Origin of the sequence: Pseudomonas sp. B34(2017), from assembly GCF_002112915.1 — a bacterium.
Classification (GTDB): Bacteria; Pseudomonadota; Gammaproteobacteria; order Pseudomonadales; family Pseudomonadaceae; genus Aquipseudomonas; species Aquipseudomonas pharyngis.
Genome location: NZ_NEJA01000002.1, coordinates 375,593 through 402,536 on the forward strand (window position 1 = coordinate 375,593; position 26,944 = coordinate 402,536).

The following is a 26,944-nucleotide window of genomic DNA, read 5'->3' on the forward strand; positions in this document are numbered from 1 at the left end:
CTTTTGCCCCGAGTAATCACCGATGAGTTCACGCAATCCCGTCATCTGGCATGAAGGTTTGTTCGTCAAACCCCAGCACTTCCAGCAACAGGCTCGCGCCGCCGAAGCTGCCGTGCATCAGCGCATGCATAGCCTGAACGACGCTCTCTATGGCTTCAGCGAGCTGGAGTTGAACAGCGAATATCTGAGTTTCGGCAAGGTCTCTCTTACCAAGGCGTGTGGAATCATGCCAGACGGCAGTGTCTTCGATATTCCCCACGACCTGGCGTCGCCTCCTCCTCTGGAGATCGCCGACAGCAGCGCAGTGAACCAGATCGTCTATCTGGCCCTGCCGCTGCGCTCCAGCGGCGCCCCCGAAGTGCGCTGGCCCGACCAGTACGGTAACAGTCGCTACATCGCCCGCCGCGAAGAAGTCCGTGACACTCACAGCGATGACGGCGATCAAGTCGGCATGGACGTGGCCGTGCCCAATTTTCAACTGATGCTCGAACGCAGTGACCGCAGCGCCTTCACCGGCATCGCCATCGGCAGGATCAAAGACAAGCGCCCGGATGGCAGCCTGGTGATGGACGAGCACTTCTACCCCACCAGCCTCTCCTTGCAGGCCGTGCCGGCGCTGCACCGCTACCTGGGTGAAGTGGCCGGACTGATGCGCGAGCGCGCCAAGAATCTGGCCCAGCGCATCGGCTCGCCGGGGCAGTCGGGCGTGGCGGATGTCACCGATTTCAACCTGCTGCAAACCCTCAACCGCTTGTTCCCGCTGTTTCAGCACCTGGCCCGCCAACGCCAGGTTCACCCGGAGCGGCTGTACATCGCACTGGCCCAGGCCTGCGGCGAACTGGTGACCTTTACCGACGAAGGCCATCTGCCCCAGGAATACCCGCCCTACCAGCACGACAATCTGCGCGAATCCTTCGAGCTCCTGGAGCACACCCTGCGCCGCGCCTTGGGCACCGTGCTGCAACCGCGGGCGGTGTCGCTGCCGATTGTCGTGCAGCAATACGGCGTGCGCACCGCTGCCTTGAACGACAAACGCCTGCTGGACAACGCCGAATTCATCCTCGCCGTGCGGGCCGAACTGCCCGCGGAGACGCTGCGTCAGCAACTGCCCAAGCAGATCAAGATCAGCTCTACCGAAGGTTTGGAACAGCTGGTCAGCCTGCAACTGCCGGGCATTCCGCTGCTGCCGTTGCCGGTGGCGCCACGGCACCTGCCGTTCCATGCCGGCTTCAGCTACTTCGAACTCGACCGTCATCACCCTGCGTGGCAAGGCCTGAGCAGCGGCAGCGGGTTTGGTTTCCACATTGCCGGTGAATTCCCGGAGCTGGAATTGCAGTTCTGGGCGATCAGGAGTGAGAAAGATGACTAAGCCAACACCAGATGCATGGCTTCACGAGGAAGTCTCCGGCGCCATCAACTTTGATGGCGAAACGATCACGGTTAGCAACTCAACCCATTTGGCTGATCCAGAGTTCGACATGCGAGGCCTGGCCTGGAACCCGCTCTGCGATGCCGCCACGCCCCTGATCGGCCTGGTCATCCGCCTGCGCCGTCTGGACCACCACGATGATGTGACCGCGCTGTACAAAAGCGTCAGTAACCAGATCACCACGATCATGGAAGAAGTCAGCCAGCTCGACTACGACGCCGGCATGCTCAAGGCCTACTCCTACAGCCTGTGCCTGTGCCTGTTGCTGGACGAGGTAGTCATGGCCACCTCCTGGGGCAAGCTCTCCAGTTGGAGTGAACGCTCACTGCTCAGCCAATTCCATGGGGAAACCCGAGGTGGTGAGCGGTTCTTCACCGTCATGAACAACATGATCCCCGAGGCGGCCCGGTATCAGCATGTTCTGGAGTTCATGTACCAGTGCCTGATCTCCGGCCTCAAGGGCAAATACGGCGTCCATAGCAAGGGCGATGACGAAATACAGAAGATCATCGACCAGTTGCACGGCCTGTTGCGCCCATTGCGCGGCGAGACACCCAAACGCCTGACCGATCCGCTGAAAAACGTCGCCCCGCGCAACTACCGGATCAAACGCGCCTGGCCGCTGTGGACGCCGTGGGCGCTGGCCGCTGTCGTACTGATCTGCGCCTACACGATCTACTCCATGCGCCTGAACAGCATCACTCAGGAAGTGCTCGCCTCTCTGGAGCGGATCCTCAACCTGTAACCGATTTTCAGCGTGCTCATCCCGAGTGCCTGCAAAGCCATGGCCTTTTTTGGCCAAAACCCACGACCTCATGGGTCGTTCATTTGATCGCGACAAGGAGCTTGTCATGCCAACACCCGCTTACATCAGCATCCACGGCCAAAACCAGGGCCATATCACCAAGGGCGCGTTCACCGCTGATTCGGTGGGCAACGTTTATGTCGAAGGCCACGAGGATGAAATCCTCGCCCAGGCAATCGATCATCAGATCACCACGCCTACCGACCCGCAAAGCGGTCAGCCCGCCGGCCAGCGCGTGCACAAGCCGCTGATCTTCACCAGCGCCCTGAGCAAAGCCTCGCCCATGCTCTACCAGGCGCTGGCCACCGGCGAAATGCTGCCGACCGTCGAGGTCAAGTGGTTCCGCACCTCTGGGGACGGCAAACAGGAGCACTTCTTCACCACCAAACTGGAAGACGCCACCGTCGTCGAGATCGACACCGTGCTGCCCCACGCCCAGGACAGCGGCAACGCCAACTACACCCAACTGATCAAGACCAGCCTGGCTTATCGCAAAGTCAGCTGGAGCCATGTGGTGGCCGGTACCGAAGCGTCGGATGACTGGCGTAAACCGGCTTAACCGCCAACGGGCACGTTCCGCCGTGAAGACGGCGGAATGCTCACTGACTCGATGCTAAGGAGGCTCTATGCCTGCCGTCGTTCTGGTCGGACACGACCATGATTGCCCCTTGTGTGGCTCTACCACCGTGGACAGTGGATCGCCGACTTTCAAAGTCAACGGCCGCGCCGTCGCCCGCGTCGGTGACAACCTCGGTTGCGGTGCCGTGATTACCAGCGGCGCGCCCTCCATGACCATCAACGGACAACCTGTAGCCCGTGTCGGCGACACCACCGACCACGATGGCGAACTGGAAAACGGTGATAGCAGTTGGTTGATCGACTGACATTCACACACTCGACAGGGAGGCCCCATGCCCCGCCAAAGCGACCTGCGTTTCACCTTTGAGCCCTTGAAGGGCGATCCCTTCGAAGTGGTCTCGTTCACCCTTCAAGAAGGTCTGTCCCAACCCTTCAAGCTTGAACTGGAACTGGCCAGCCATAACGCCGCCATCGACTTCAATCGGGTGCTCGACCTGGCGGGGCTATTCACGATCTGGCGTGGCGAAACACCTGTGCGTTACGTCCACGGCCTGGTCAGCCTGTTCACCCAGGGCGACACCGGCTTTCGCCGCACCCGCTATACCGCCGTGGTCGAGCCGACCCTGAAGCGTTTCGACCTGCGTTCCAACTGGCGCATCTTCCAGGGCCAGACCGTGCCCGACATCATCACCCGCGTCCTTACCGAACAAAAACTGACCGACATCCGCAGCGAAATCTGTTTCGAGCACCAACCCCGCGAATACTGCGTACAGGCCGGTGAAACCGACCTCGACTTCATCGCCCGCCTCGCTGCCGAAGAAGGCCTGCTTTACACCTTCGAACACCGCGCCGACGGCCACACCCTGGTCCTCACCGACCGCGTCGGCGGCCTCGGCACCATCGGCACCCACACCGATTGTCCGGTGATCTACCAGCCGATGGCCGGGGGAGACGCCTCGGAACCGGCGTTGAATCGCTTCCACTACACCGAGCAAGTGCGCACCGCCGTGCAGGTGCAGCGCGACTACACCTTCACCCACCCGCGCTACAACCAGCAGCACACCGCGACGGGCGATCAGGATCTGAACAACCAGCACAAGGACTACGAACGCTACGATTATCCCGGCCGCTACAAGCGCGACATCGCTGGCAAACCCTTTACCAAAACCCGGCTGGCCGCCCTGCGCAATGACGCCAAACTGGCCCATGTGGAAGGCGACGATGCTCGCCTGCAACCGGGATTGGCCTTCGACCTCAACGAGCATCCCCGCGACGATTTCAACGATCGCTGGCGAACCATCGCCATCCAGCACGAGGGCAAGCAGCACACCAGCCTGCAGGAAGAATCATTTGGCAGTGGCCTTGGCACGTCCTATGAAATGAAGGCCAGCGCCATCCGCTGGACCTCGGACTGGAAAGCGCCGCTACGCGACAAGCCCTGCATCGACGGCCCGCAGATTGCCACGGTGGTTGGGCCTCCCGGTGAGGAGATTTATTGCGATGAATGGGGCCGGGTCAAGGTGCAGTTTCCGTGGGACCGTGCGGATAAAAACAACGATCAGAGTTCGTGCTGGATTCGTGTGGCGCAAGGTTGGGCAGGCGCGACCTGGGGCGCGATGGCGATCCCCCGTGTGGGCCAGGAACTGATCATCAGTTATCTCGACGGTGATCCGGACCAGCCGATTGCCACCGGGCGAGCGTACCGGCAGACCAATCTGCCGCCGTATGAGCTGCCCAAACACAAAACGCGGATGACTATCAAAAGCCGCACTCATAAGGGCTCGGGGTTCAATGAGCTGCGTTTTGAGGATGAGTTGGGGCAGCAGGAAGTCTTTATCCATGCGGAAAAAGACAAGAACGTTCATATCAAAAACAACAACGGGATCTTCGTCGGCAATGACCGTAATAAAGAGATTGGTAACGACGAGCATGTTTCGATCGGCAATGATCAAACTCACGCCATAGGCCAGAATCGCAGTCTTGACGTCGGTCGCGACTATAAGGTCTTCATTGGGCGCGACCGGTGGGATGGCGTTGGCAATGACAGATACGAATCCACAACCGCCAACCACAAAATCGAAGTGGGCGGTCATAGCGAGCACACGATCAAGGGACAGCATAGCGTTGCGGCAGGTCAGGGTTTCGAGTGCACCACTACCGTTTATAGCTTGCAGAGCAGTGAAAAAATCGTCTTTCAAAGCCCAGGGGGCAGCATCACTCTCGATGCTCAAGGCATTCACCTCGATGGCTTGGTCATCACGATCCAAGGCCCAGTCTCTGCGACGGCGTCGGGCGGCGGGCAACCTTTTTCTCTGCAACTGGAACCCGATGCGGGACACACTTGCGTGGAGAAAACAAAATGACTCCAGCTATTGTCCAGGCCTTCGCAAAGGAGCAGCACGCCGCCAATGCGTCGTTGTATCTGTTGCTTGATCCATTGGCGGACTGCGCCGAAGACGACCCATTGCATATCGACACTCTGTGCCAATCATTAGGCAGCGATGCAGTAACTAGACTGCGCCGCCCAGATTTGGCCCACACACCGCAAGCATGTCCGGTGCTGGTGACCCTAGCCACGGCTGGCGCCGAACCTTCAGATTATTTGCTGTCGTTGTCGGTGCTGCGGGCCAAAGAAGATGAACGTCGCTCGAGACGCTATGTATGTGGCTGGCTCAGTAGTACCGCAACAGCCGCGACGGTCAGCAATCACCTGATAGAACTCGGTCATTTGCCGACCTCCGCAGGGAAACAATTCTTTCCGGTGTATGAACCGTTGCGCCTGGAGTTACTGGTCGCCACGTTCAAACATGGAGAGACAGGAGGCTGGTGGCCCATCCATCAGTGGCTCTTTCCAACAAGCAGTGGTGCCAGTAGTTGCTTGATTGGCCAGGCAGACACGAGCGTTGTCTTCTCGCCATTCACTAGCGCAGTACAACAGGATGCAGCACTGGTGTCCTCACTGCTCGGCGCGTGGCGTCGCGCTGTCAGCCTTCCCCTTACTTACGCCCCCGCTCGCTGGCAAGGCCATACTTTGCTACCTCCTCAAGCTGCTGCTAGGGCTTATAAACAGATAAATGACGCCCGCCAGTTGGGGCTGAAAAACCAGCACGACATTGTGACCTTGGCACTACACCGTCTGATTCTGCATTCGAGCCTTCATACACACGCATACATAGGCACATCAATAAAGCTGGCAATCGAGAATGGCACCTCGCTCGGAAAGCTTTTTTCCGAATTAAATGACCAGTCCTGGCAAAGGATCGTGTCGGATTTGACGTTTGCAGGAGCACATCAATGACCTTGAGTTCCCAGCTTGAAAATGCAGTATTGGAAACATGCCTTCCTTTGGATCAATGCAACGCCTGCACCCGCCAAGGATTACCAATCCTTCCGCTGCGAAAAGCTCTGGTTCCGCGCGCTAGCGAAGACACCGGTGCGATGTCCAACTCTCGTATGGGCCTGCGTACATTACGCGCCGGCTATTTGTACGTATTACTCGATCAGCAGACGTGGCATGCCTATCAAGTGACACCTGATGGTTATCTACGTCAGTTCAATCCCGACGCGCCCCCCGCCGCCAATGAGACCCCTTTATGCGATGCCTGTACCTCAGCAGGCCACGACGCTCCAGCGTCCTTTCTTAATATCGATATCCGTAAATACACCCATGCATGGCTGGCCTTTGCCAGTGACCCCTGGCCTGGTAGCGTTCTCGATGCCTACAAAAATAGCGCTGCTGCGGGACGCTTCCGAAAACTTGACCTGCGAACTGCTCGGGACACCCCCGACCGCATAGAGGACGCGTTGCTGATGACGGCGACGGAACCTTGCGTCGATCAGCAAGTGCATGAATATCAGCGTCACCAGGCTGTCGGAGACCTGGATAAGGTGCATGGCTTTCACAGCCGAGTAACACGGGTGGGAGCACTGAAAAATTACCTGCGCCAAACGATCGACCAGCAAGGGTTGCAGCGAGGTGTGCTGGCTCTGGTGCTGGATGACACGGTGGGCCTGATTCAACAGTACAACTACTTGCGTAACGGCTGGATTGAAGCTCGTCAGCGGTACATTGAAGACCCTATGAGGGCTTACAAACGCCAAACGTCAGACCTGCTTCTGGCCATTCGCGAAATGCACCCGATCTGGGCCGAACAACAGACCGCTTCATTTGCACCCATGACAGGGGATGCTGCACCGACCTTTGGCGATCCCGAGGTGGAACGCCAGCGCGTTATAAAAGAAAAAGTACGGAAATACACCGCCTCACTGGAAAAACGCTACAGCGAAGCGGATCGCGCCTCGTTTGAAAAAGACTATCAGCGCGAATTGGCAAACTACCAACACTATATCGATTGGTGCGGCAGGCAGTACGCGGAGCTGTGCCACAGCGCGCCGTTCAAGCGCATCGAAGAGCATGACTATGACGGAGCTGATTTCACGTCAGGTGTGGCCTACAGCCTGACCATGACGATGTGTCTGCGCGGCGGCATCAGTGAAGCACCGCTCATCAACCAGCAGAGCGCCGATGAAAAAACGCCTCTTTCGGATAAAGATCCTACAGCCAAGCTTTGGCTTGAGTGGCTGAAAAATCCGCAAAGCCCGGTCTATCGCGCGATATTGAGGCGGGACGAATCGCTGCTGGCGGGCTTGCTACCGAGTTTCAGCGTGACCGGGGAGACCGACTGGAACGATAGCGAAAAGCTCTACTCGGCAGTAACCAAGGCCCTGACCAGCGATGAGTTCAACCGTTATGTTCAGCCGCATATCCAGACCGCCATGGCCCAACTCCTCGGCGCACTCAACGCCGCCAGCGTCCGACTCCAACCCAGACTGGGGCCGGGTGTCGGGCGTGTAGTTTCTCGACTCAATAGCGCAAGCCAGCTGTTGTACAACCGGGTTCACCTCACCGAACTCAAGATCCAAATGAAGATCAGCGAGTACTACGCCCTGCAATCCGAGCACTTGCGCAAGGCGCAGAGTCGGGCTTCCGAAGCCATCCGCCGGGGCGAAAAAAGCGCAAAGGTCAACGTGGACAAGGTGAACCACAAGTTCCAGAAGGTACAACGGAGGGTCGTCCCGCTGATCAGGACAGGGCTTCTCAGCTTGGCTGTGCTGGATCCCAAGGTGGCCAATCAATTGATAACCGTCTCGGTTTGGGTGGAGGGCGAAGCCGACAACCTACGGCGCGACCTGATGCGCAATACCGAACAAGGTATCGGCCGCGCGGGAGCCAGCGCCCAGCATCTGCTGCAGGAAGTTACGGTAGGCGTGGGCAGCCTGGACCCGAAGGCCAGGGCGACGCTACGCGGGCTCAAGGTGTCCGCCGGGGGGGCTGCCAACTGGGTGCGCGCAGGGTTCACTGGGTTGCGGGGAGTTGCCAGTAGCGGCCAGCTGTTGTTGGCGATGGGCGGGTTTTATTTGCTCAACGACTCCATGAAGAAGAACTTTGAAGAAGCCGAGCGAGCCCTGGGCGATAAGGCCCCCGAAGCCAGATTGGCTCTGTATGGCGCGACGCTGGGGGTACTGGCCGCCGGCATGGAAGTCATAGGGATTGCCCTTGAAGCAGGCGCGGGGAGAATTCAGCAGGTGGCAGGCCTGCCTGCTCCGGTGGCAGCCTCCGCCAAGGCTACATTTCGCGCCGGCCAGATACTTACCAGAACGGGAGCCGTGATCGGGGCTGTGACCGGGTTGTTTGATGCGACGCAGGCGGGGATGGCGGCTAGTCGAACTTGGAAGCAAGGAGATAAGTCAGCAGCAGGAGGATATGCATTTTCGGCAGTTTTGTTTGCACTAACAGCTGGCGCAGGCATCTTTGCCGCGTCAACGACATCTCTCGCTCTTATGGGGCCGTTAGGCGTTGCGATAGTCCTAGGCATCGTAGCGTTCTCCTTACAAAAGTGGGCTCAACGGCAGGAATCCACACCACTGGAAACATGGGCCAGGCGCTGCATCTTCGGTTACGCCGACGAAACGCCAAAGATTCACTGGAATCAGCCCGAACACGCTTCGATTGCCATCGCCGAACTCAACGCAGCAACTTTTGGCGTCGAAGCCAATGTTCGCTTTCGTCTGCGTTTGATCGCCGGCCAGAGCCACCATCGGGGTGGTTCGACCGGCGGCGCAGGTACCCTCGCTCAGGAAGAGAGGCTGGAATATCGCTTGGTATTACCCTGCTTTCATCCGGAACATTCGAATTATCAATGGACCCTGCGCCTCCTGCGCGAGGGCGACAATCCATACACTGAGGGTATCGGCGAAGTAGCCGCGAGCGGCAACCTGATTGCTCCTCCCCCACCATCGACAGCCAACGGCACGGCCGAACCCGCCCAAAAAATGCATTATCAGGCGGAGGCCGGCACGCCGACCGTCAAAACTCGCAGCGCCATGTCACCCAACAACAGCGCCCTACAGGTCTTGGACATTTCGGGCGCCCTCGTATTCAAGTCTGTGGAACGTCGCCAACGAGTCGAAGGGGCAATCCTGTCGTTGACCTACTGGCCAGATCGCACCGTCACCGAAGGCTATGCAGCACTGACTCTTACAACGTTCTCCAACCTTTGATCTCTCCAGGGTTCACCTGATGTTTTTCACCAAACCTTTACTCGATCCCCCCGCCCCAGGCTGGAAACGCGATTTGCCGATGCCGGATCTGCCCCCAAGTACCGATCCTTATCCGCCAGTGCTACCCCATCCACCCAATTATCTGGATTCCGTTTACTTGGAGTTGCCGCGCTCGGCATACAGGATGCGAGGCCTTTGCGCATGCGTTGCAGTGGTCTTAATCCTTCTCGCCATTCTTTCACTACTCATTGGAGGTGCGTATATCTTGGCAACGGCCAGTTTTCTGCCTTTAGTTCCGAGCTTAGGTATGCTCCTGAGCTCTATCTCCGGTTTTTGGTTAGGTATCTATGCTTGGCGAATGACTGTGCAAGCCCCCCTCGACGAACCCATCCGCTTCAACCGCTTGCGCCGCAGAGTCTATGTCTATCGGTACCATCACGATGGCTTACGCCCATTCAGCCGAACTGCCTGGGGCGTGCGTACGGAGGTCTACGACTGGAATGATCTGCGCGCCGAGGTGAGCAGCGTATATGGCCCCATGGGCACTGGCGGGCTGATCGAATCGGTCAGCATCGCCGTGGTAAAGCCCGGCACCTGTCAGGTGCGCGAGCGCTTCCATTTCGCCCACGGCACCATGCAGGGCGAAATGTACTGGGCCATGGCCCAACTGTTCATGCAGCAGGGCCCGCAAGCCCTGCCCACTTTCCCCAGACCACCGCGCGACTGGAACAACGAAGAGGTGCGCTTCAATCTCGCCCGCCGCCTCGCCCCGAAAGTGCAATGGCCCGCAGACATTGATCTGCAATCGCGGACGGCGCCGTAATGGCTTTTGCCTTCCCGTTGATCTCCAATCGCTATGCCGACAAGAGACCTTTTATGTATTTTTTTGAATGGCTCATATACGACGGACGTACAACGACTGATTACGAAATATTGGCAAGACAAGCTGATGCAAAAATTCGCCAAAATGAAAAATTATCATCCATTCGTACAAGTCGGACAGTTTCAAAAGAAATAACAAGTAACGATTCACTATATAGTTACAACTCAACCTATATAGACGTCCGTACTCCAAACGATGAGAAGCGAGGACTCATTACTTTAATGATCGGAGGATGTGGCGCAATATTACTTTGGCTGCTAGGCATGACAATCCATTATGCTTTCAGAGACATTTTGGCGGGATATAAAGGCGACCAAATTCCATTGGTTGCGTTTGACTACATCTTATTGGGGGGCATTCCGCTCATACCCTTAACAGCTCTTTATTTTTACGTAAAATACGCATTTCGCTACTTGCGACTTGAGGTTTTCACCGCCCGTCGCCTTATCGTCCGTTTCAACCGCATCACCCGAAAAATCTATCTGCTTCGCCCTAATCATCTAGGAGGGATTGTGGCACTGGACTGGGGCACCGCCGAGGTTTGCATTGATCCAAAAATGTCTGAGCTGAATGGCACCGGCGGATTTGTCGTGCTGGGATGGGACAAGGAAAGTCATTCCGTCCGTGATATCCATGGCAACCTCAAGGACGACTTCGAAATCACCTTTGTGGGCAAACCAACTCGTAATGCATCTGAGCTGCTGGCGTTCTGGGAGTATATCCGGCGATATATGGAGTATGGCCCGGAAGCCGCACCCAAACCCAAGAAGCTCATTGGCAAATTCCCTTGGCCTTGGCGTTCATTCATGGCCGTATGGCGGCTGGACAGCCACTTTGTAAAAGCCCCAAAATTGTGGTTTTTCGTAATCATCTACAGTCTTCTTGTACCGCTGATAGTTGTTCATGCCTGTGCGCATTGGGTTTCCCTATTGCTGTGTTACGAGCCAAAGTTTCCTAGAAATATTGAAGAAGCAGGTAACTAAGCATGGTGATTTGCGCCCAGACCAAACTGGAATTACCCCGATGATATTCACAGCTCCGTTACTCGATCCACCAGCGCCGGGCTGGAAGCGCGACTTGCCGATGCCGGATCAGCCCCCCGGTACCGATCCTCATCCTCCAGTGCTGCCCAATCCTCCCAATCATCTGGACTCTGTTTACTTGGACCTGCCGCGCTCTACCGTTAGAACGCGGGGGATTGGCTCTTGGTTGGCAATCATCATGATTGTCTCATCCCCATTTTCCATCGTGAGCTGGTTTACTTTTCCATTCGAAATACAGACTTCCCATTTTTTTGCATTCACTCTTAGCAGTCTTTTGTTATCCATAACGGCTCTCTGGTTCGGCATTTATGCTTGGCGGATGGACGTAGAATCTCCCCGCGACGAACCCATCCGCTTCAACCGCCTGCGCCGTAAAGTCTACGTCTATCGCTTCCACCACGACGGGCTACGCCCCCTTAGCCGAACTGCATGGGGCGTACGTACGGAGGTTTACGACTGGGATGATCTGCGCGCCGAGGTGAGCAGCGTATATGGCCCCATGGGCACTGGCGGGCTGATCGAATCGGTCAGCATCGCCGTGGTGAAACCCGGCACATGTCAGGTACTTGAGCGCTTCCATTTCGCCCACGGCACCATGCAGGGCGAAATGTACTGGGCCATGGCCCAACTGTTCATGCAGCTAGGCCCGCAAGCCCTGCCCACCTTCCCCCGCCCACCCCGCGACTGGAACAACGAGGACGTGAGTTTCAACCTCGCGCGGCGCCTGGCGCCCAAGGTGGAGTGGCCCGCCGGTATCGACCATGAATCCAGGACGGCCCCTTGATGATATTTGGCGCGGTAAGCGCCCTCGCGGGCATTTATGGATCAAGAATCTGGAGAGGGAGCATGCCCCCTCTCCACACTCGTGGTCAGGCGATCACGATCCCGTCGGCACTGAGGCTGTTCAACGCAACCCCGACCAGCGTCACCGAATCAGCACCGAATTTCAGCACCGTGTCCTGTCCCACCGCCGTGGCATGGGCGCGGAAGTCGTCGCCCGGCAATACGCCCTGCACGCCGAGGAACACCAGCTTGTCGTTGGCGGTGTAACCCACCACGCGATCCTGGCCGAACGCGCCGCTGAACAGGAAGGTATCCGCGCCGCCGCCCGACTCCAGCAGATCATTGCCGGCACCGCCGACGAACACGTCGTTGCCCGCCCCGCCGATCAGGTGGTCGTTGCCGTCCAGGCCGAACAGCCAGTCTCCGCTGGCCTTGGCCTTGAGGGTGTCGGCGCCGCCGGTGCCCTTCACGCTTGATTCGTATTGAGTGACGTTGTTGCCGACCTTCAAGCCGGTCGCCGTGACACTGTGGGTCACGTCGTCCTTGAACAGGCCCCAGAGGAAGCCCGGCTCCTTGGTGACGATGCTGCCGATGTCGCGGGTGATGCTGATTCCGCCGTTGGCATCGCGGATGTACAGGTTGCCGGCGCCGTCGTTGGCGAAGTCGAAGGTATTGACCGACGTCTGCAACTCCAGGGTGTTGTTGCCCGACCCGCCGAGCAGGATGTTGTAGCCGCCGCCGTCGCGGAACGTGTCGTTGCCGGCGCGGCCCTCCAGGTAATCGTTGCCGCTGCCGCCCTGGATCAGGTCGTTGCCGTCGCTGCCGATGATGAACGTGCTGCCCTTGTGGGTTTCGGCGTTGCGGTTCAGGTCTTGCACCCAGGTGTTGGCCCGCGCCGGATCCGACAGGTTGGCGACGATGATCGTCGAGTCCTTGCTGGTCAGGTCGTAGAACTTCGACTCGATCACCCGGTTCATGCCGTCGCCATAGGCGGTCGGCAGGTGCGAGATCCAGGTCGGAATGTTGACGATCGAGAACGGCAGCACGTTCCACGCCGCCGAGGCGTAGTGGTCGTTGAAGCTGACGATGTTGTCGGTCGCCGACTCCTTGGGCGCGTCGTGCACGCCGAGCGAGGCGCCGGTGAAGGTCGAGCCGTCGAGGGCGCGGAACACCGGATCGTTTTCGTAGCCGACGTTGAGCACCTTGTCGGTGCTGCTCTGGGTCGGCGAGGCGTAGGCGATGTAGTTGGAATCCTGGAAGAACCCGCCCCATTTGCTGGTGCTCAAGTCCGCCATGCTGTTGACCGCCAGCCCGCCCAGGCTGTGGCCGCTGACCAGCACGTCCTTGCCGGTCAAACCGTTGGCTTTGGCGAACGCCACCACATCGGTCATCAGGTTGCCGAAGGCTTCACCGACGTAGTTTTTGGCGTAATCCTTGGGCCCGAACGCGGCGAGCAAGTCGTTGATCACGTCGCCGATGGAGTCGCCGATCAGGATTTCCCGTGGGCCGCTGGTGCCGCGAAAAGCGATGCCGATTTCCGTCAGATGGCCCTGAGCGTCGTATTTGCCGAGGATTTCCACCTGGGCGCTGGTGTAACCGGCCTTTTCACCGAAGAAGGTGCCGCGCGCGTCGGTTTTGCCCTCGTACCCCAGTTGCGAGGCGGTGATCGGGGTCCAGCCGGCTTTTTTCACCGCGTCGAGTGCGGCTTTTTCCGAATCGGGATTCCACGGAATACCGGGGATCACCCCCTGGGAATCCGTGCCGCCGATCAGCGCGGTCACCAGCGTGGCCGGCAAACCGAGGCCGAAGCCGTTGTGCTGATAACCGACGGCAAAGCCGTTATCGAGGTTGTGGTAGGAATACAGCGTAATGGCCATGGCGTCGCTGAACAGCGCCTTGGATTCCGCCGTACCGAAATTCTTGTAGTCATACACACCCATTGCTGTTGCCTCTCTCTTTGTTGGAATTGTTCAGAGATAGCTCACAACCAGAACGCCCCTCCCGAGACGCCCCGGAGCATTTCAGTACAACTTTCGTTTGTCAGGCGAAGACGAAACTCGAATCCGACAGGTTAGCCACACCGACCCCGACCAGCGTCACGGCAAAGTCGCCAATCTTCAGCACGGTATCGCTTCCGGACTGCGACGCGTGTTGCTTGTAGTCGTAGCCCTGCCCCGCGCCTTCGACGCCCATGAACACCAGTTTGTCGCTGCCCTGGTAGCCATTGATTGCGTCGAAGCCGAAGGCACCGCTGAACAGGAAGGTGTTGTTGCCACCCACCGCGCTCATCACGTCATTGCCGGCGCCGCCGACGAAGGTCACGTGGGCCTTGTCGCTTTGCAGGTGATCGTTGCCGCCCAGGCCGAACAGCCAGTCGCCGTCGGCGGTGGCTTTGAGGGTATCGCCCATGGCGCCGCCGCTGAGCGAATGGTTGTACTGGGTCAGTTCGGCACCGTTGGCCAGGCCTTTGGCGGTGACGGTCCAGGTGATTTCCTTGCTGCCCCACCACGAACCCGACTCCTTGCTCACGAGCGCGCCGATGTCACGGGTCATGCTGATGCCGCCGTAGGCGTCACGCACGTACAGCGTGCCGTCGCCGTCGTTGGCGAAGCTGAAGTTCTGCAACGGCTTTTGCAGCTCGAAGGTATTGTGGCCCTGGCCACCGAGCAGGATGTTGAAACCGCCATCATCACGGAAACGGTCATCGCCGCCCAGGCCTTCGAGGAAGTCGTTGCCCGCTCCGCCCTTGAGCCAGTCACCGCTGTCGGTGCCGATGATGAACGTGCTGCCGGTGTGCGGTTCGCCGCTGCGGCCCAGATCCTCGACCCAGGTCTTGCCCCGCGACGCTTGCTCAAGGTTGGAGACGATGATCGTCGAGTCCTTGTGAGTCAGGCCGTAGAACTTCGACGCGATCACCCGATTCAGGCCGTCGGCATACCCCAGCGAGCTGTGGGCCGACCAGTTCAGCGGATTGGCGATGCTGAACGGCACCAGGTTCTGCGCGGTGGACGCGTAGTTGTCGTTGAAGTTGACGATGTTGTCGGTGGTCGAATCGTGTGGCTTGTCGTGCTTGCCCATCGATGCGGTACTGAACGTGGTGCCGTCGAGCACGCGGAACACCGGGTCGTTTTCGTAGCCGATATTCAGCACGTTATTGCCGGTGCTGCTCTGAGTCGGCGAGGCGAACGAAATGTAGTTGGCGTCCTTGAAGAACCCGCCCCAGTTGCTCGCGCTCAACTCCGCCACGCTGTTGACTCCGAGACCGCCGAGGCTGTGGCCGCTGATCAACACGTCCTTGGCCGCAATGCCGTGGGCGCCGGCGAAAGCGGCCACCGATTTGAGCAGGTTGTCGAAGGCGTTCTTCGCGTACTGGGTGGCGTAATCCGACGGGCCGATGGCGGCCAGCAGGTTGTTTTTCATGTCGCCGAAGGTATCGCTGTAACCCAATCCACCGGTGCCCCGGAAGGCCACGCCGATGCCGATCAGCTTGCCGGCGGCGTCGTACTTGCCGAGCACTTCGGCTTCGGCGCTGGTGAAGCCGTCCTTCTCGCCGAAGAACGTGCCCTGCGCCCCGACCTTGCCCTGATAGCCCAGCGCCGTGGCCCCGATCGGCTTCCAACCGGTGCCGGGCAAGGCCTGCCCGGTCGGCGTGTAGGCATACAGCGTCAGGGCGATGGCATCGCTGTACAGCGCTTTGCCGTCGGCATTTTTGTAATCGAACAGTCCCATGTTGTGCTCTCTCTTCCTTTAAAAAACGGCAGTTCTCGAAAGAACTGCCGTTACCCCTTAGAACTGCCAGTCCAGCGTCAGGCCCACGCCGTGGTCCTTTTCGTTGGAGCCGATCAGCCCGTTGTAGTCCAGGTTGACCCGGACATCGCGATTGAGCGCCAGACCGGCGCGCACGCCGACTACCGCTGCATCTCGATCCATCGACACACTTTGCACGCTGAACGCGCTGTTGCCATTGGCGAACGCCAGGTGACTGTCAGCATCCACGCTGCTCAGGTTGTGCTGCCAGCCCAGGCTTGCGCCCAGTTCCAGCTGGTATTTCTCCGACAGGGCAAACGTGCGTTTGGCCCGCACACCGAGGGTCGACAGCACCACATCGCGGTTGTCTTCGCCGCCCTTCAGTGCGGCGGCATCCCCCTTCTCGGTGAAGCTGTCGCTGTTGAGGTGCACGTAGGCCAGATTGGCGAACGGCTCCAGGTTCATCGGTTGCAGGCCCAGGTCGTAGGCCGCTTCGGTGAACAGTTGCGCGGTGGTCGCATCGCGCTTGGTTTTCTGTTTGCCGCTGACGCCACCGAATTGCAGGTCGCGTTTGACGTCGATGCGATGCCAGCTGTAGGCCGCACCGGCGGTCAGACGCAGCGCATCGATCTGATGCCCCAGATATGCGCCCAGGTGATAGCTGTCGACCGAGGCGGACGAATGTGTGCCCTCGCCCATGCTCAACGAGCTGTCGCTATAGCCGGTAACGAAACCCAGACGAGTATCTTCAGCGATCAAGCCATCGACCCCGGCCAGCAGGCCGCCGATGGAGCTGGTGGAATCGGCGTATTTCGACCCGCCATCGCTCTTGCCCCAGGCACCCAGCACTTTGAGCCAGGCGTTGCTGCGGTCATCGGTCGGCGCGCCGGCATCGAACAGATCACGTTCGCGCAGACGTTCGCCCACGGCATCGCGCAGGTAGCGGCTGTCGTTGATCAGCAGTGTGCCGATGGCCGGGTGAATCTCCCCGGACAGTTGCTGGAAGGCATCCTGCGCAGCGGCCGCCGACGGCGACAGCAACAGGGTTTCGAACAACGCATTGCCGGCGCCGAGGCGTTCGGCAGCAGCGCCGACCGCGCGCTGGTTCGGGGTCAGGCCGACGCTGGCGAACGAGGCGCCGTTACGGCCGACGTCCAGTTGCACACCGCTCGCCGAGTAGGCCAGGGTGCCGCCGAGGAACGCGTAGTCGGGCAACACCTGGCCGAACTGCCCTTCAATGCCGCCCGCTGCCTGCAAGATGTTGAACCGGGTGCCGAGCAGGCTTTTCACTTCGCCGGTGGTCAGCAGCGTCGGGCTGTTTTCCAGCGACATGGTCACGGTTGCGCCTTCGATCAGCGCTTTGCCACCGGCGACGATGCGGTCGCTGCTGGTCGGGGACACTTCCACCGCATAGGTCGAACCCGGTGCGAAGGTCACGTCACCCGCCACGTTCAAGGTGCCGATGGAATTGCCCGGCGCCACCGTGCCGCCACTGTTGGCGGTCAGCGCAGCGATCCGACCGTTACCGCCGAGGATGCCGCCGTCATTGACCGTGACCGCCGATTGCAGCGAGCCATTGATTGCCAGTCGCCCCTGATTGACCAGAGTCGGGCCGCTGTAGGTGTTGTTGCCGGTCAGCACCAGAGTGCCGATGCCTTGCTTGGTCAGACCGCCGTGGCCTGAGATGTTGTTGCGCCAGGTGTCGAGGCCGCAGGTGATGTCGTTGCACACGCGCTCGGTGGGTTTGCCCGCATCAATGATCGCGCCGATGCCCGGCAGATCGGCCACGAACTGACCGGAACCGTAGGCGCCCTGAATGCGGAATTCTTCGGGAATGTCCTGCTCGGTGACGAACATCGCCGGGCCGTCGATGCCCTTGCGCAGGTTGATCATGCCCCAGCCGTACAGGGCGTCGATGCCCGGTGCGCCGAGGTCGGTGGCCGTGGTGCGCAACACGCTGGCGACCTGGTCGCCGGTCATGTACGGGAAGCGCTCCATCAGCACCGCCATGGAGCCGGCCACGTGCGGCGCGGCCATCGAGGTGCCGTTGTAGTTCTTGTAGCCGGTGGTCAGGTTGTCGGCGTTGGTGCCTTCGATGATCGAACTGTAGATCTGCGTGCCCGGTGCCGAGACGCAGAAACTGGCGGTGTAGCCGCAGCGCGAAGAAAACGTACTCATGATGTACGGATTGGCGCTGGTCTGATCCGGGTTCCTCTGCAATGCGGCGACAGTGATCCAGTTCGGCGCGATGTCCGGCACGAAGTAACCGAGGCCGGCGATGGCGTCCGGGTTGTTCAGGTTGTAGTCGTTGCCCGCTGCGAAAATCGTCACGATCCCGCTGCGTGCGGCGGCGATTGCGCCGTCGTAGGCGCCGCCGGGTTTGGTGCCCAGCAATGTGCGGATCTCGTTGAACTGCAGTTGCGCGTCGTTGACGGTGAAGTGCGGGTACGCCGGGTCGCGGCCGCCGAGGTCAAAACGGTCGGTGATGCCGATCCCCCAGCTGTTGTTGATGATCCGCGCGCCGCTGGCGATCAGCGCATCCCAGCCGGCCTTGTACACCGCACCGTCGTTGCCGCGCACGATGCCGTCTTCCGGGCCCGGGTCGCCGTTGTCGGCGCTGATGATTTGCGCGCCAAACGCCACACCGTGCATCGGCCCGCCGTCACGGCTGCCGGCGGCGATACCGCCGACGTGGGTGCCGTGGGCGCCGAGCTTGCCGTCGGAACCGACCGAGGGCGAACCGTCATAACGAAACGCGTCCCCGGCTTTGACCGGGATGTACGGGTCGGTGTATTCGCGGATCCCCGAGGTCACCAGGGTGATGACCTTGTTGCTGCCGGAGAACTCCGGGTGCGCGGCGTAGACCGGTTGGTCGAAGATCCCCAGTTTCACGCCTTTGCCTGTATAGCCGGCGGCGTAGGCGTGATCCGCACCGATGGCGCCCAGGCCCCAGTCGGCCTGGAATTCGGCGCTGCGCCAACTGCCTGGATCCCCTGCCCGACCGTTTTCCACATAGGGCGCCGCGTTTGCGTTGCCCCAGGTGGTCATTGCGCAGAGCAAGGCGAAATTGAGGGTTTTCAGGCGAAAGCAGCCACCCGATTGCGCGGGGGTGTTGTTGTTTTTCATCCAGCGACCTTCCTTAGTGATGTTGCGAAAAATCCGTCTATTGAAGTGATCGTTCCCACGCCTTCCCCGTTGATCGTTCCCACGTCGAGGCGTCGAACCGTCTGCGTGGGAACGATCATCTCTCGGTGAGTCAGAATTGCCAGTTCAGACTCAGGCCTACGCCGTGCTGCTTCTCGCGGCTGGCCAGTTGTCCGGTGTAATCGAGGTTGACCCGTACGTCGCGGGTCAGCGCCAGGCTGGCCTGCACGCCGACCAGGGCGGCGTCACGCACCAGTGGCGAGCTTTCAACGGTGTACGGCGCGCTGCCGCTGGCGAAGCGCACATGCTGTTCGGAGTCGATGTCGGTCAGGCTGTGCTGCCAGCCCAGATGACCGCTCACTTGCAGTTTCTGCGCGGACGGCAGGTCGAAGGTCTTGATCGCCCGCACGCCGAGGGTGCTCAACACCGCGTCGCGCTGGTCGCCGTTGCTTTTCAGCGCGGCGGCGTCGCCCTTCTCGGTGAAGCCGTCGGTGTCGAGGTGCACGTAAGCCAGGTTGGCAAACGGCTCCAGGGCCAGCGCTTGCAGGTTCAGCCGATAGGCCGCTTCGCCGAACACCTGAGTGGTGGCGGCATCGACCTTGGCTTTTTGCTTGGCGCTGACGTTGCCGTACTGCAAGTCGCGCTTCACATCGGCGCGATGCCAGCTGTAGGCGGCGCCGGTGCTCAGGCGCCAGGCGCCGATGTCGTGACCGGCGTAGGCGCCGAGGTGATAGCTGTCGACCTTGGCCGAGGAATGGGTGCCCGAGCCCATGCTCAGCGAGCTGTCGCTGTAACCGGTGACCAGACCGATGCGGGTCTGCTCGTCGAGCGCGCCGTCGACACCTGCCAGTAGCCCACCGATGGAGGTGCTGTAACCGGCGGTGTCGTGTCGCGAGTCGGTCGTACCCCAGGCGCCGAGGGCCTTGATCCAGCCATTGCTTTGCGTGGTTTGGGCGTCATGCAGGCGCTCGCCGATGGCGTCGCGCAGTTGGCGGCTGTCGTTGATCAGCACCGAACCGAGGGCCGGGTAGATTTCACCGCTCAACTGTTGAAAGGCTTGTTGCGCGTCACTGCCGGTGGCCGACAACAGCAGGCTTTCGTAAACGGAATTGCCCGCGCCCAGACCTTCGACGGCAGTGGCCACGGAGCGCTGATTCGGTGTCTGGCCGACGCTGGCGAACGATGTCGCGTTGCGCTCGACATTCAAGCCGATGCCGTTGTCGCTGTAGGCCAGGCTGCCACCGATGAACAGATAATCCGGCAGCACCGCACCGAACCGACCCTGAATGCCGCCCGCCGCTTGCAGAATGTTGTACTGCTGGCCGAGCAGGCTTCTGGCTTCGCTGGTACTGAGCAGTGTCGGGCTGTTTTCCAGCGACAGGCTCACGGTGGCGCCGTTGATGGAGGCGATGCCGCCGGCGACGATGCGGTCGCTGCTGGTGGGAGACAACTCCACGGCGTAGGTCGAACCCGGCGCGAAGGCCACGTCACCGGCGACGTTCAACGTACCGATCGAATTGCCCGGTGCCACCCGGCCGCCGCTGTTGGCGGTCAGCGCGCCGATTCGCCCGGAACCGCCAAGAGTGCCGCCGTCATTGACAGTCACGGCCGAGGTCAGCGAGCCGTTCACTGTCAGCAGACCACCATTGACCGTGGTCGGCCCACGATAAGTGTTGTCACCGGTCAGAATCAGTCGCCCGTCGCCGGACTTGATCAGACTGCCTTGGTAAACCCGAGCGGAAGCTGCTGCGTCACGGGCCATGCCCACGGCGTAATCGGTCTGATCCTGTTGGCTGGCACCGGCCGGCACGCCGTTCTGCCAGCCCTTGCTTTGCAGGGTCTGTTGCCAGGCGCTGTGTTCGGCGAGGTCTTCGCTCTGGCGCTGGATCAGCGCCTTGTCGCTGATGTCATTGCTCCAGACATCGCTCTGCCCGGCCGCCAGATGGGCGTCGAACGCCCCGAGCAATTGCCCCGGCCCGCGCATCGCCCGGTACAGGTTGGCCACGCCCCAGCCGACCCGTTCGGTCGGCGCATCGGTCACCGAACCGTCGAGCTGGGTGGCGGTGGTCAGCAACACTTCGAGAGCCTGCCGGTTGTTCATGTACGGATAGCGCTCCATCACCAGCGCCAGTGCGCCGGTGGCGTGCGGCGCGGCCATCGAAGTGCCGGACTTGATCGCATAACCGCCGTCGGGAATGGTGCTGTCGATCTTCGCGCCCGGTGTGGTGATGCACCAGTATTTGGCGATGCCACACTGGTTGTACTTTTGCTGATTGCTTTGATCCAGCCCGGACACCGCCAGCCAATGCCCTTCCAGGTCCGGCTGAAAGTACGGCAGCGCCGAGCGCACGCTGGCATTCGGGTAGCCGCTGTTGCCGGCGCTGAACACGTTGATTACGCCACGACGGGAAACGTCCGCCGCTGCGTCAATCCACGTGCCCTTGTTCCAGTGCTGAGCGTAAGCGGCGTGCAGATCCGCAAGGGTTCGATAGCTGACATCCGGCGGTTGGCTGCCCCAGCTGTTGTTGATCGCTCGCACACCGGCATCGGCCAGGGCGTCGTACACTGCCTTGAAGTAGCGGGGATCGGGGTTGGGGCCGAACAGGAAACTGTCGTTCTTGTTGGTGTTGCCGACGTAGATCTGCGCGTTGTACGCCACGCCGTGCATGCCGGTGCCATCGCGGGACGCGCCCATGGTGCCGACCACATGAGTGCCGTGGGAATCGTTGTTCGGGTTGAGGGTGCCGTTGACGCTGAACAGCGAGCCGTCGACGTAGCTGCCGCTGGCCAGCACCGGGTGATAGCGATCACTGGCGAACTCGGGATGGGCGGCGTCGAAACCCGAATCCAGCGCACCGATTTTCACGCCCTTGCCGGTGATGCCGGCGGCGTAAGCCTGATCGGCCTGCATCCGTTCCAGTCCCCAGTCGCGCAGGAATTCGGCGCTGCGCCAACTGGCCGGATCGCCGGGTTTGCCGGCTTCGAGGTATTGGGCCTGAGCCTGGGTTGCAGACATCACAAGCAGCAGGGTGCCGACCGTGATCGGCTTGATGCATACGTCCATGTTCACCACTCACTTTTATTGTTTTATGCAGGTTGATTCTGCGGTGTTGCCCATTCCCTCATCGGAACGCCGCCCGCCCAGCCCTCTCCCCAAGGAGAGGGAGCTGACCGAGGTGTCTTGCGTCATACATCGACCTGAAAAAACCGGGTCGATGCTGGATTCGGTGACGCCCGATCAGGTCGGTGTACCTCCAAAATATCCCCCGATCAGTCCCCTCTCCCTCTGGGAGAGGATTAGGGTGAGGGCCGGTCTGAAGCCATGCACATCAACGCCGAGCCACACCAAACGCCTCATCCACCCGCGCCAGGTCCTGCTCGCTCAAGGTGCCCGCGTAGTAATGCAATTTGGTCCAGGCCATGAGGTAGTCATAGCGCGCCTGAGCCAGATCACGGCGGGTGGTAAATAGTTGTTGCTCGGCGTTCAGCGCATCGAGATTGGTGCGCTCGCCACCGAGAATGCTTTGTTTGGTCGATACCACCAGCGCTTCGGCCGAGGCCAGGGCCTTTTGATAGGCGCGCAGCTTGTTCACTCCGGACAGGCAGGCGCTGAACTGACGACGCAGTTCGATCAGGGTCTCGCGGGTTTTGCCGTCCAGTTCGTATTCGGCCTGTTCCATGGTGCGGCTGGCCTGGCGGGTCGAGGCCGACACGCCACCACCTGCGTACAACGGCACGCTGACTTCGAAACCGATGGTGTTGGTTTCGTAACGCTGGTTGTAGGTGTTGCCGCTTTCCGATTCGTTCTGGCGCATCGTGGCATAGGCGCTGACTTTCGGCAGATGCCCGGCACGGTTGCGCTCGACTTCGTAGCGCGCCACTTCCACCGCCTGACGCTGGGACGCCAGGTTCGGGTTGTTGCTGATTGCCAGTTCATGCCAGGTGTCGTAGTTGGCCGGCATCAAGGCGAACGTCTGGAAGTTCTGATCCAGCGGCGCCAGATCGCTGATGTCCACCGCCGGCACCCCCACCAATGCGCCCAGTTCCCGTAGCGCGGCGTCCTGCTCGTTGCGGGCCTCGATTTCCTCGGCGGTCGCCAGTTCATAACGCGACTCGGCCTCGAGGATATCGGTGCGAGTGCCCTCGCCTTGGCGGAACATGTGCTCGTTCTGCTGGAACTGCTGCTCGTACGCCTTCTTCTTGGCCAGCGCGATGTCGATCTGATCCTGGGCAAACAAAGCCTTGGTGTAGTTATCCAGTACCCGAACCAGCAGTTCCTGGCTCTTTCCGCGAAAGTTCTCGTCGGCAAACAGCGACTGGGCCACGCCCTTGCGATACGCCGCGTAGGCTTCGTAGTCGAGCAACGGTTGTTGCAGGGTCAGGCTTGAGCCGTAGCTGCTGTAGTTGCGGTCATCGGTGCGGTTGCGCGCACGTTCGTCGAGGGAGGTGGCTTTCGACGAGTTACGGCCCTTGTTGTAGTTGTAACCCAGTTTCGGCAACAGCCCGGCGCGGCCGATGGCGCGGTTTTCGAGGCCTGCATCGCGCTCCTTGATCGCACCGAGGAACACCGGGTCATTGCGCAACGCCTGTTCGTAGATCTCGAACGGCCCCATGGCCGCTACTGCACTGTTGCCCGCGAGCAGCGCGAACGCTGCCGCCAGCATGGAAAGCTTATTCATACAGCCGAACATCCTTATTCTTCGGTCAACGCGGAACCGGCGCGGTCGAGCAGCGGCTTGAACAGGTAGTTGAGGAGTGAACGTTCGCCAGTGCGCACGAACATTTCCGCCGGCATGCCGGGCTTGATCACCAGGCCGTTGAGTTTTTCCATGGCCTGATCGCTGACGCTGCTGCGCAACACGTAGTAAGGCACGCCGGTTTTCTCGTCGACCATCTGGTCGGCGGAAATCAGGCTGACTTCGCCGGGCACCCGTGGTGTCTTGCTCTGGTTGAACGCGGTGAACAGGATGTCGACCGGCAGGTGCGTGCCGACCTTGTCGATCAGGTTGATCGGCAGGTGCCCTTCGACTTCCAGGCGCGTGCCTTGCGGGACGATTTCCAGCAGGGTTTCGCCCTGACGCACCACAGCGCCTTCGGTGTGCACGCCGAGGTTGACGGCCACGCCATCGGCGGTGGCGAGGATTTCGCTGTGTTGCAGGTCGAAACCGGCGGAGGTCAGTTGCTCGGACAGGGTGACGCTTTTCAGTTGCGCGTCGGCCAGCTGAGTGCGGACTTCCTTCTGGTATTCCTCGCCGTGCTGTTGCAGTTTCAGCCGGGATTCAAGAATGCCCTGCTCCACCCGGCCGCTTTCACCGGTGTTCTCGGCCAGTTGCTGCTGCACCTGCGACAGCTGACGCTGGTATTCCATCAAGCGGTTACGCGGGATGTAGCCGTTGTCGGCCAGCGGTTGCAGGTTGCTCAACTGCTGTTGCAGCGAATCGGCTTGCGCGTTGAGGTCAGTTCGGGCGCGGCGCATGCCCGCCAACTGCGCGGTGGCGCCCTCGATGCTCGCGCGCAGGGCGGCCTGTTCGCGGGCAAACGCTTCGCGACGGCTGCTGAACAATTGCCGCTGGCCTTCCAGCACCAGCGCCAGGCGCGGATCGGCGTTGTCGCTCAGCTCTGCCGGAAACGTCACTTGCTTGAGGTTGTCACGCTCGGCCTGCCAGCGCGCCAGGCTGGCGCAGGCCATGCGGTATTGCGCCTGAAGTGACTGCACGTCGGCGGCGACCTGAGTCTGGTCGAGTCGGAACAGTGGCTGGCCCTGCTTCACGATTTCGCCTTCACGCACCAGAATCCGGCTGACCACGCCGCTGCTCATCGACTGCACGGCCTTGCGCTTGCCCGACACCACCACGGTGCCCTGCACCGGAATGCCTTGATCCAGCGGCGCCAATGCCGCCCAGGTGAAGAAACTGCCGGCACCGACCAGTGCCAGAATCCAGCCCATGCGGGCGAAAAACCTGGCGTCGCGTTCCGGGCGCTCGGTGATGTAGTCGTGTTCCATCGTCGCTTCGTTTTGCGTGTTCATGCTCGCGCTGCTCATACACCCGAATTCCTTGTCGTCGGCTGATACTGGCGGCTCATGCTGAGTCCGGCCGGTGCTTGCGCAGGTTTTTCATTTTGTTGTGACTGGTTGCCGGGCTGGTTTGCGGACAGTGCCTTGAGCACATCATGGCTCGGGCCGAAGGCCTGCAGACGGCCGTCGTTGAGTACCAGCAGCTTGTCGGCCTGTGCCAGTACCGAAGAACGGTGGGTGACCAGTACCACGGTGGTGCCCTGGGCCTTGAGCTGCACGATCGCGCTGGACAACGCGGCTTCGCCGACGGTGTCGAGGTTGGAATTCGGCTCATCCAGCACTACCAGGCTCGGGTTGCCGTACAGCGCACGGGCCAGTGCCACACGCTGTTTCTGGCCGCCGGACAAACCGCTGCCGTCCTCGCCCAATTGCGTGTCGTAGCCTTGCGGCATGCGCAGGATCAGTTCGTGCACGCCGGCCTGTTGCGCAGCGGCCACGACCTTTTGCGGATCGGCTTCGCTGAAGCGGGCAATGTTTTCGGCGATGCTGCCGCTGAACAGCTCGATGTCCTGCGGCAGATAGCCGATGTACGGGCCGAGCTGATCGCGGTTCCAACGGTGGATGTCGGCACCGTCCAGACGCACCGTGCCACCGAGCGCCGGCCATACGCCGACCAGCACACGCGCGAGGGTCGATTTGCCGGAACCGGAGGCACCCAGCACACCCAATACTTCACCGGCCGCCAGGTTGAAATTGACCATGTGCAGGGTCGCGGCGCGCTGACCCGGAGGACCGGCGCTGACTTGTTCGAAGGTGATCTGGCCTTTCGGCGCCGGCAGCGCCATGGCGTCATCGCTCGGCGGGAAGGCTTGCAGCAGCGCATCGAGGCGGCGGTAAGCCAGCTTCGCCCCGCTCCACTGCTTCCACACGGCAATCAACTGGTCGATCGGGCTCAGGACCCGGCCCATCAGGATGGAGCCGGCGATCATCATCCCGGCGGTCATGTCACCTTTGATCACCAGCAGTGCGCCGAGGCCCAGCACCAGCGATTGCAGGCACAGACGCAGGGTCTTGCTCAGCGAGCTGATCACCGCGCCAGTGTCGCTGGCCTGATTTTGCAGACCGAGGAAGCGCGAATGCACCTGGAACCAGCGCTTGCGCAAGGCACCGAGCATGCCCATGGCTTGAATGGTCTCAGCGTTGTGAAGGTGGCTGGTGGCCAACTGGCTGGATTTCTGCGAATAACCGGCGGCTTCGCCCAGCGGCTTCTTGGTCATGTATTCGTTCAGGCAAGCCAGCGCGATCAACAGCAGCGCGCCAGCGGTGGCGAGTACGCCGAGCCAGACGTTGAACAGGTAGATCACGAACAGGTACACCGGGAACCACGGCGCATCGAAAAACGCGAACAGCGCAGGCCCGGTGACGAATTGGCGAATGTGGGTCAGATCGCCAAGGGACTGCCCGGCGTTGCCCTCGCCCTTGAACAGGTTGCGTTCGAACGCTGCCTGATAGACCCGCAGATTGAAACGGCGCTCGAGTTGGCTGCCGATGCGGATCACGATAAAGCTGCGCACCACTTCCAGCAGGCCGATAAACGCGAAGAAACCGACGACCATCAGCGACAGCATCGCCAGGGTGGTTTCGTTCTGCGAAGACAGCACCCGGTCGTAGACCTGGAGCATATAAATGGAGGGCACCAGCATCAGCACGTTTATCAATGCGGTAAAACACCCGACGCTGATCAGAATGCTTTTATAGTCACCCAAGGCCTTGAATAAGGGAGCGGTGGCTGGGGCCTTCGCCATCTTCATTGATTCTTCCTGAAATGATTGAACCCGCCAAATAGAGACGAGCGCTCAATTGTTATTTCGCTTACCTGCGAGAGATGACTTGCAAGTACCCGCTTACATTTTCACAACAACTTTTTCCAAGTCTTATAACTGCCGGGTACTTC

At 60.5% G+C, this 26,944-nt stretch carries 17 protein-coding genes; 10 read left to right on the plus strand and 7 right to left on the minus strand.

The features are described from left to right. Positions 1–22: 22 nt before the first annotated feature. The 10 genes from tssK to CAF80_RS07240 all read left to right on the plus strand — a co-directional run bounded on the left by tssK (position 23) and on the right by CAF80_RS07240 (position 12,084). Positions 23–1,369, plus strand: coding sequence for a type VI secretion system baseplate subunit TssK (tssK, locus tag CAF80_RS07195; RefSeq protein WP_074690627.1), 1,347 nt, complete (start codon positions 23–25; stop codon positions 1,367–1,369). A 109-nt stretch (positions 1,370–1,478) separates the two neighbouring features. Continuing rightward, the gene (gene icmH, locus CAF80_RS07200) at positions 1,479–2,174 is read left to right on the plus strand and encodes a type IVB secretion system protein IcmH/DotU (protein WP_085667256.1); all 696 of its coding nucleotides are present in this window, start codon (positions 1,479–1,481) and stop codon (positions 2,172–2,174) included. Between the two features lie 106 nt (positions 2,175–2,280). After that, positions 2,281–2,793: an Hcp family type VI secretion system effector gene (locus CAF80_RS07205; RefSeq protein WP_039768332.1), complete on the plus strand. Its 513-nt coding sequence runs from the start codon at positions 2,281–2,283 to the stop codon at positions 2,791–2,793. A 67-nt stretch (positions 2,794–2,860) separates the two neighbouring features. Then, positions 2,861–3,118 carry a PAAR domain-containing protein gene (locus CAF80_RS07210; RefSeq protein WP_074690629.1) on the plus strand — a complete coding sequence of 86 codons (258 nt, stop codon included), beginning with the start codon at positions 2,861–2,863 and terminating at the stop codon, positions 3,116–3,118. 27 nt (positions 3,119–3,145) lie between these two features. After that, a complete protein-coding gene (locus CAF80_RS07215) occupies positions 3,146–5,176 on the plus strand; it encodes a type VI secretion system Vgr family protein (protein ID WP_074690630.1) in 2,031 nt (676 codons plus the stop codon). After that, entirely contained in the window at positions 5,173–6,111 is a 939-nt protein-coding gene (locus tag CAF80_RS07220) for a hypothetical protein (RefSeq protein ID WP_081353132.1), read from the plus strand. The genes CAF80_RS07215 and CAF80_RS07220 overlap by 4 nt, the downstream gene beginning before the upstream one ends. Beyond that, a complete protein-coding gene (locus CAF80_RS07225) occupies positions 6,108–9,374 on the plus strand; it encodes a T6SS effector BTH_I2691 family protein (RefSeq protein WP_074690631.1) in 3,267 nt (1,088 codons plus the stop codon). The genes CAF80_RS07220 and CAF80_RS07225 overlap by 4 nt, the downstream gene beginning before the upstream one ends. Before the next feature lie 358 nt (positions 9,375–9,732). Further along, positions 9,733–10,197, plus strand: a complete 465-nt coding sequence (locus CAF80_RS07230) for a DUF6708 domain-containing protein (protein ID WP_074690632.1) — start codon at positions 9,733–9,735, stop codon at positions 10,195–10,197. Next, a complete protein-coding gene (locus tag CAF80_RS07235; protein WP_134333768.1) occupies positions 10,197–11,240 on the plus strand; it encodes a DUF6708 domain-containing protein in 1,044 nt (347 codons plus the stop codon). Before CAF80_RS07230 ends, CAF80_RS07235 begins: the two co-directional genes overlap by 1 nt. 226 nt (positions 11,241–11,466) lie before the next feature. Further along, positions 11,467–12,084 carry a DUF6708 domain-containing protein gene (locus tag CAF80_RS07240; RefSeq protein WP_254778429.1) on the plus strand — a complete coding sequence of 206 codons (618 nt, stop codon included), beginning with the start codon at positions 11,467–11,469 and terminating at the stop codon, positions 12,082–12,084. An 85-nt stretch (positions 12,085–12,169) separates the two neighbouring features. Here CAF80_RS07240 and CAF80_RS07245 read toward each other — a convergent pair whose 3' ends face one another. From CAF80_RS07245 to CAF80_RS07275, 7 genes are all read right to left on the minus strand, one after another. Further along, entirely contained in the window at positions 12,170–14,023 is a 1,854-nt protein-coding gene (locus CAF80_RS07245) for a polyurethanase (protein WP_085667056.1), read from the minus strand. Positions 14,024–14,123: 100 nt separating this feature from the next. Then, entirely contained in the window at positions 14,124–15,812 is a 1,689-nt protein-coding gene (locus CAF80_RS07250; protein WP_085667057.1) for a polyurethanase, read from the minus strand. A gap of 57 nt (positions 15,813–15,869) precedes the next feature. Next, a complete protein-coding gene (locus tag CAF80_RS07255; RefSeq protein ID WP_085667058.1) occupies positions 15,870–18,956 on the minus strand; it encodes an autotransporter serine protease in 3,087 nt (1,028 codons plus the stop codon). A 130-nt stretch (positions 18,957–19,086) separates the two neighbouring features. Then, positions 19,087–22,038: an autotransporter serine protease gene (locus CAF80_RS07260; RefSeq protein WP_085667059.1), complete on the minus strand. Its 2,952-nt coding sequence runs from the start codon at positions 22,036–22,038 to the stop codon at positions 19,087–19,089. Positions 22,039–22,303: 265 nt separating this feature from the next. Continuing rightward, on the minus strand, positions 22,304–23,665 hold the full coding sequence (locus tag CAF80_RS07265) for a TolC family outer membrane protein (RefSeq protein ID WP_085667060.1): 1,362 nt from the start codon (positions 23,663–23,665) through the stop codon (positions 22,304–22,306). A 2-nt stretch (positions 23,666–23,667) separates the two neighbouring features. Continuing rightward, positions 23,668–25,017 (minus strand): HlyD family type I secretion periplasmic adaptor subunit, encoded by a 1,350-nt coding sequence (locus CAF80_RS07270; protein WP_085667061.1) that lies wholly within the window; start codon positions 25,015–25,017, stop codon positions 23,668–23,670. Next, positions 25,014–26,801 carry a type I secretion system permease/ATPase gene (locus CAF80_RS07275; RefSeq protein ID WP_039768317.1) on the minus strand — a complete coding sequence of 596 codons (1,788 nt, stop codon included), beginning with the start codon at positions 26,799–26,801 and terminating at the stop codon, positions 25,014–25,016. The genes CAF80_RS07270 and CAF80_RS07275 overlap by 4 nt, the downstream gene beginning before the upstream one ends. Between the last annotated feature and the right edge of the window lie 143 nt (positions 26,802–26,944).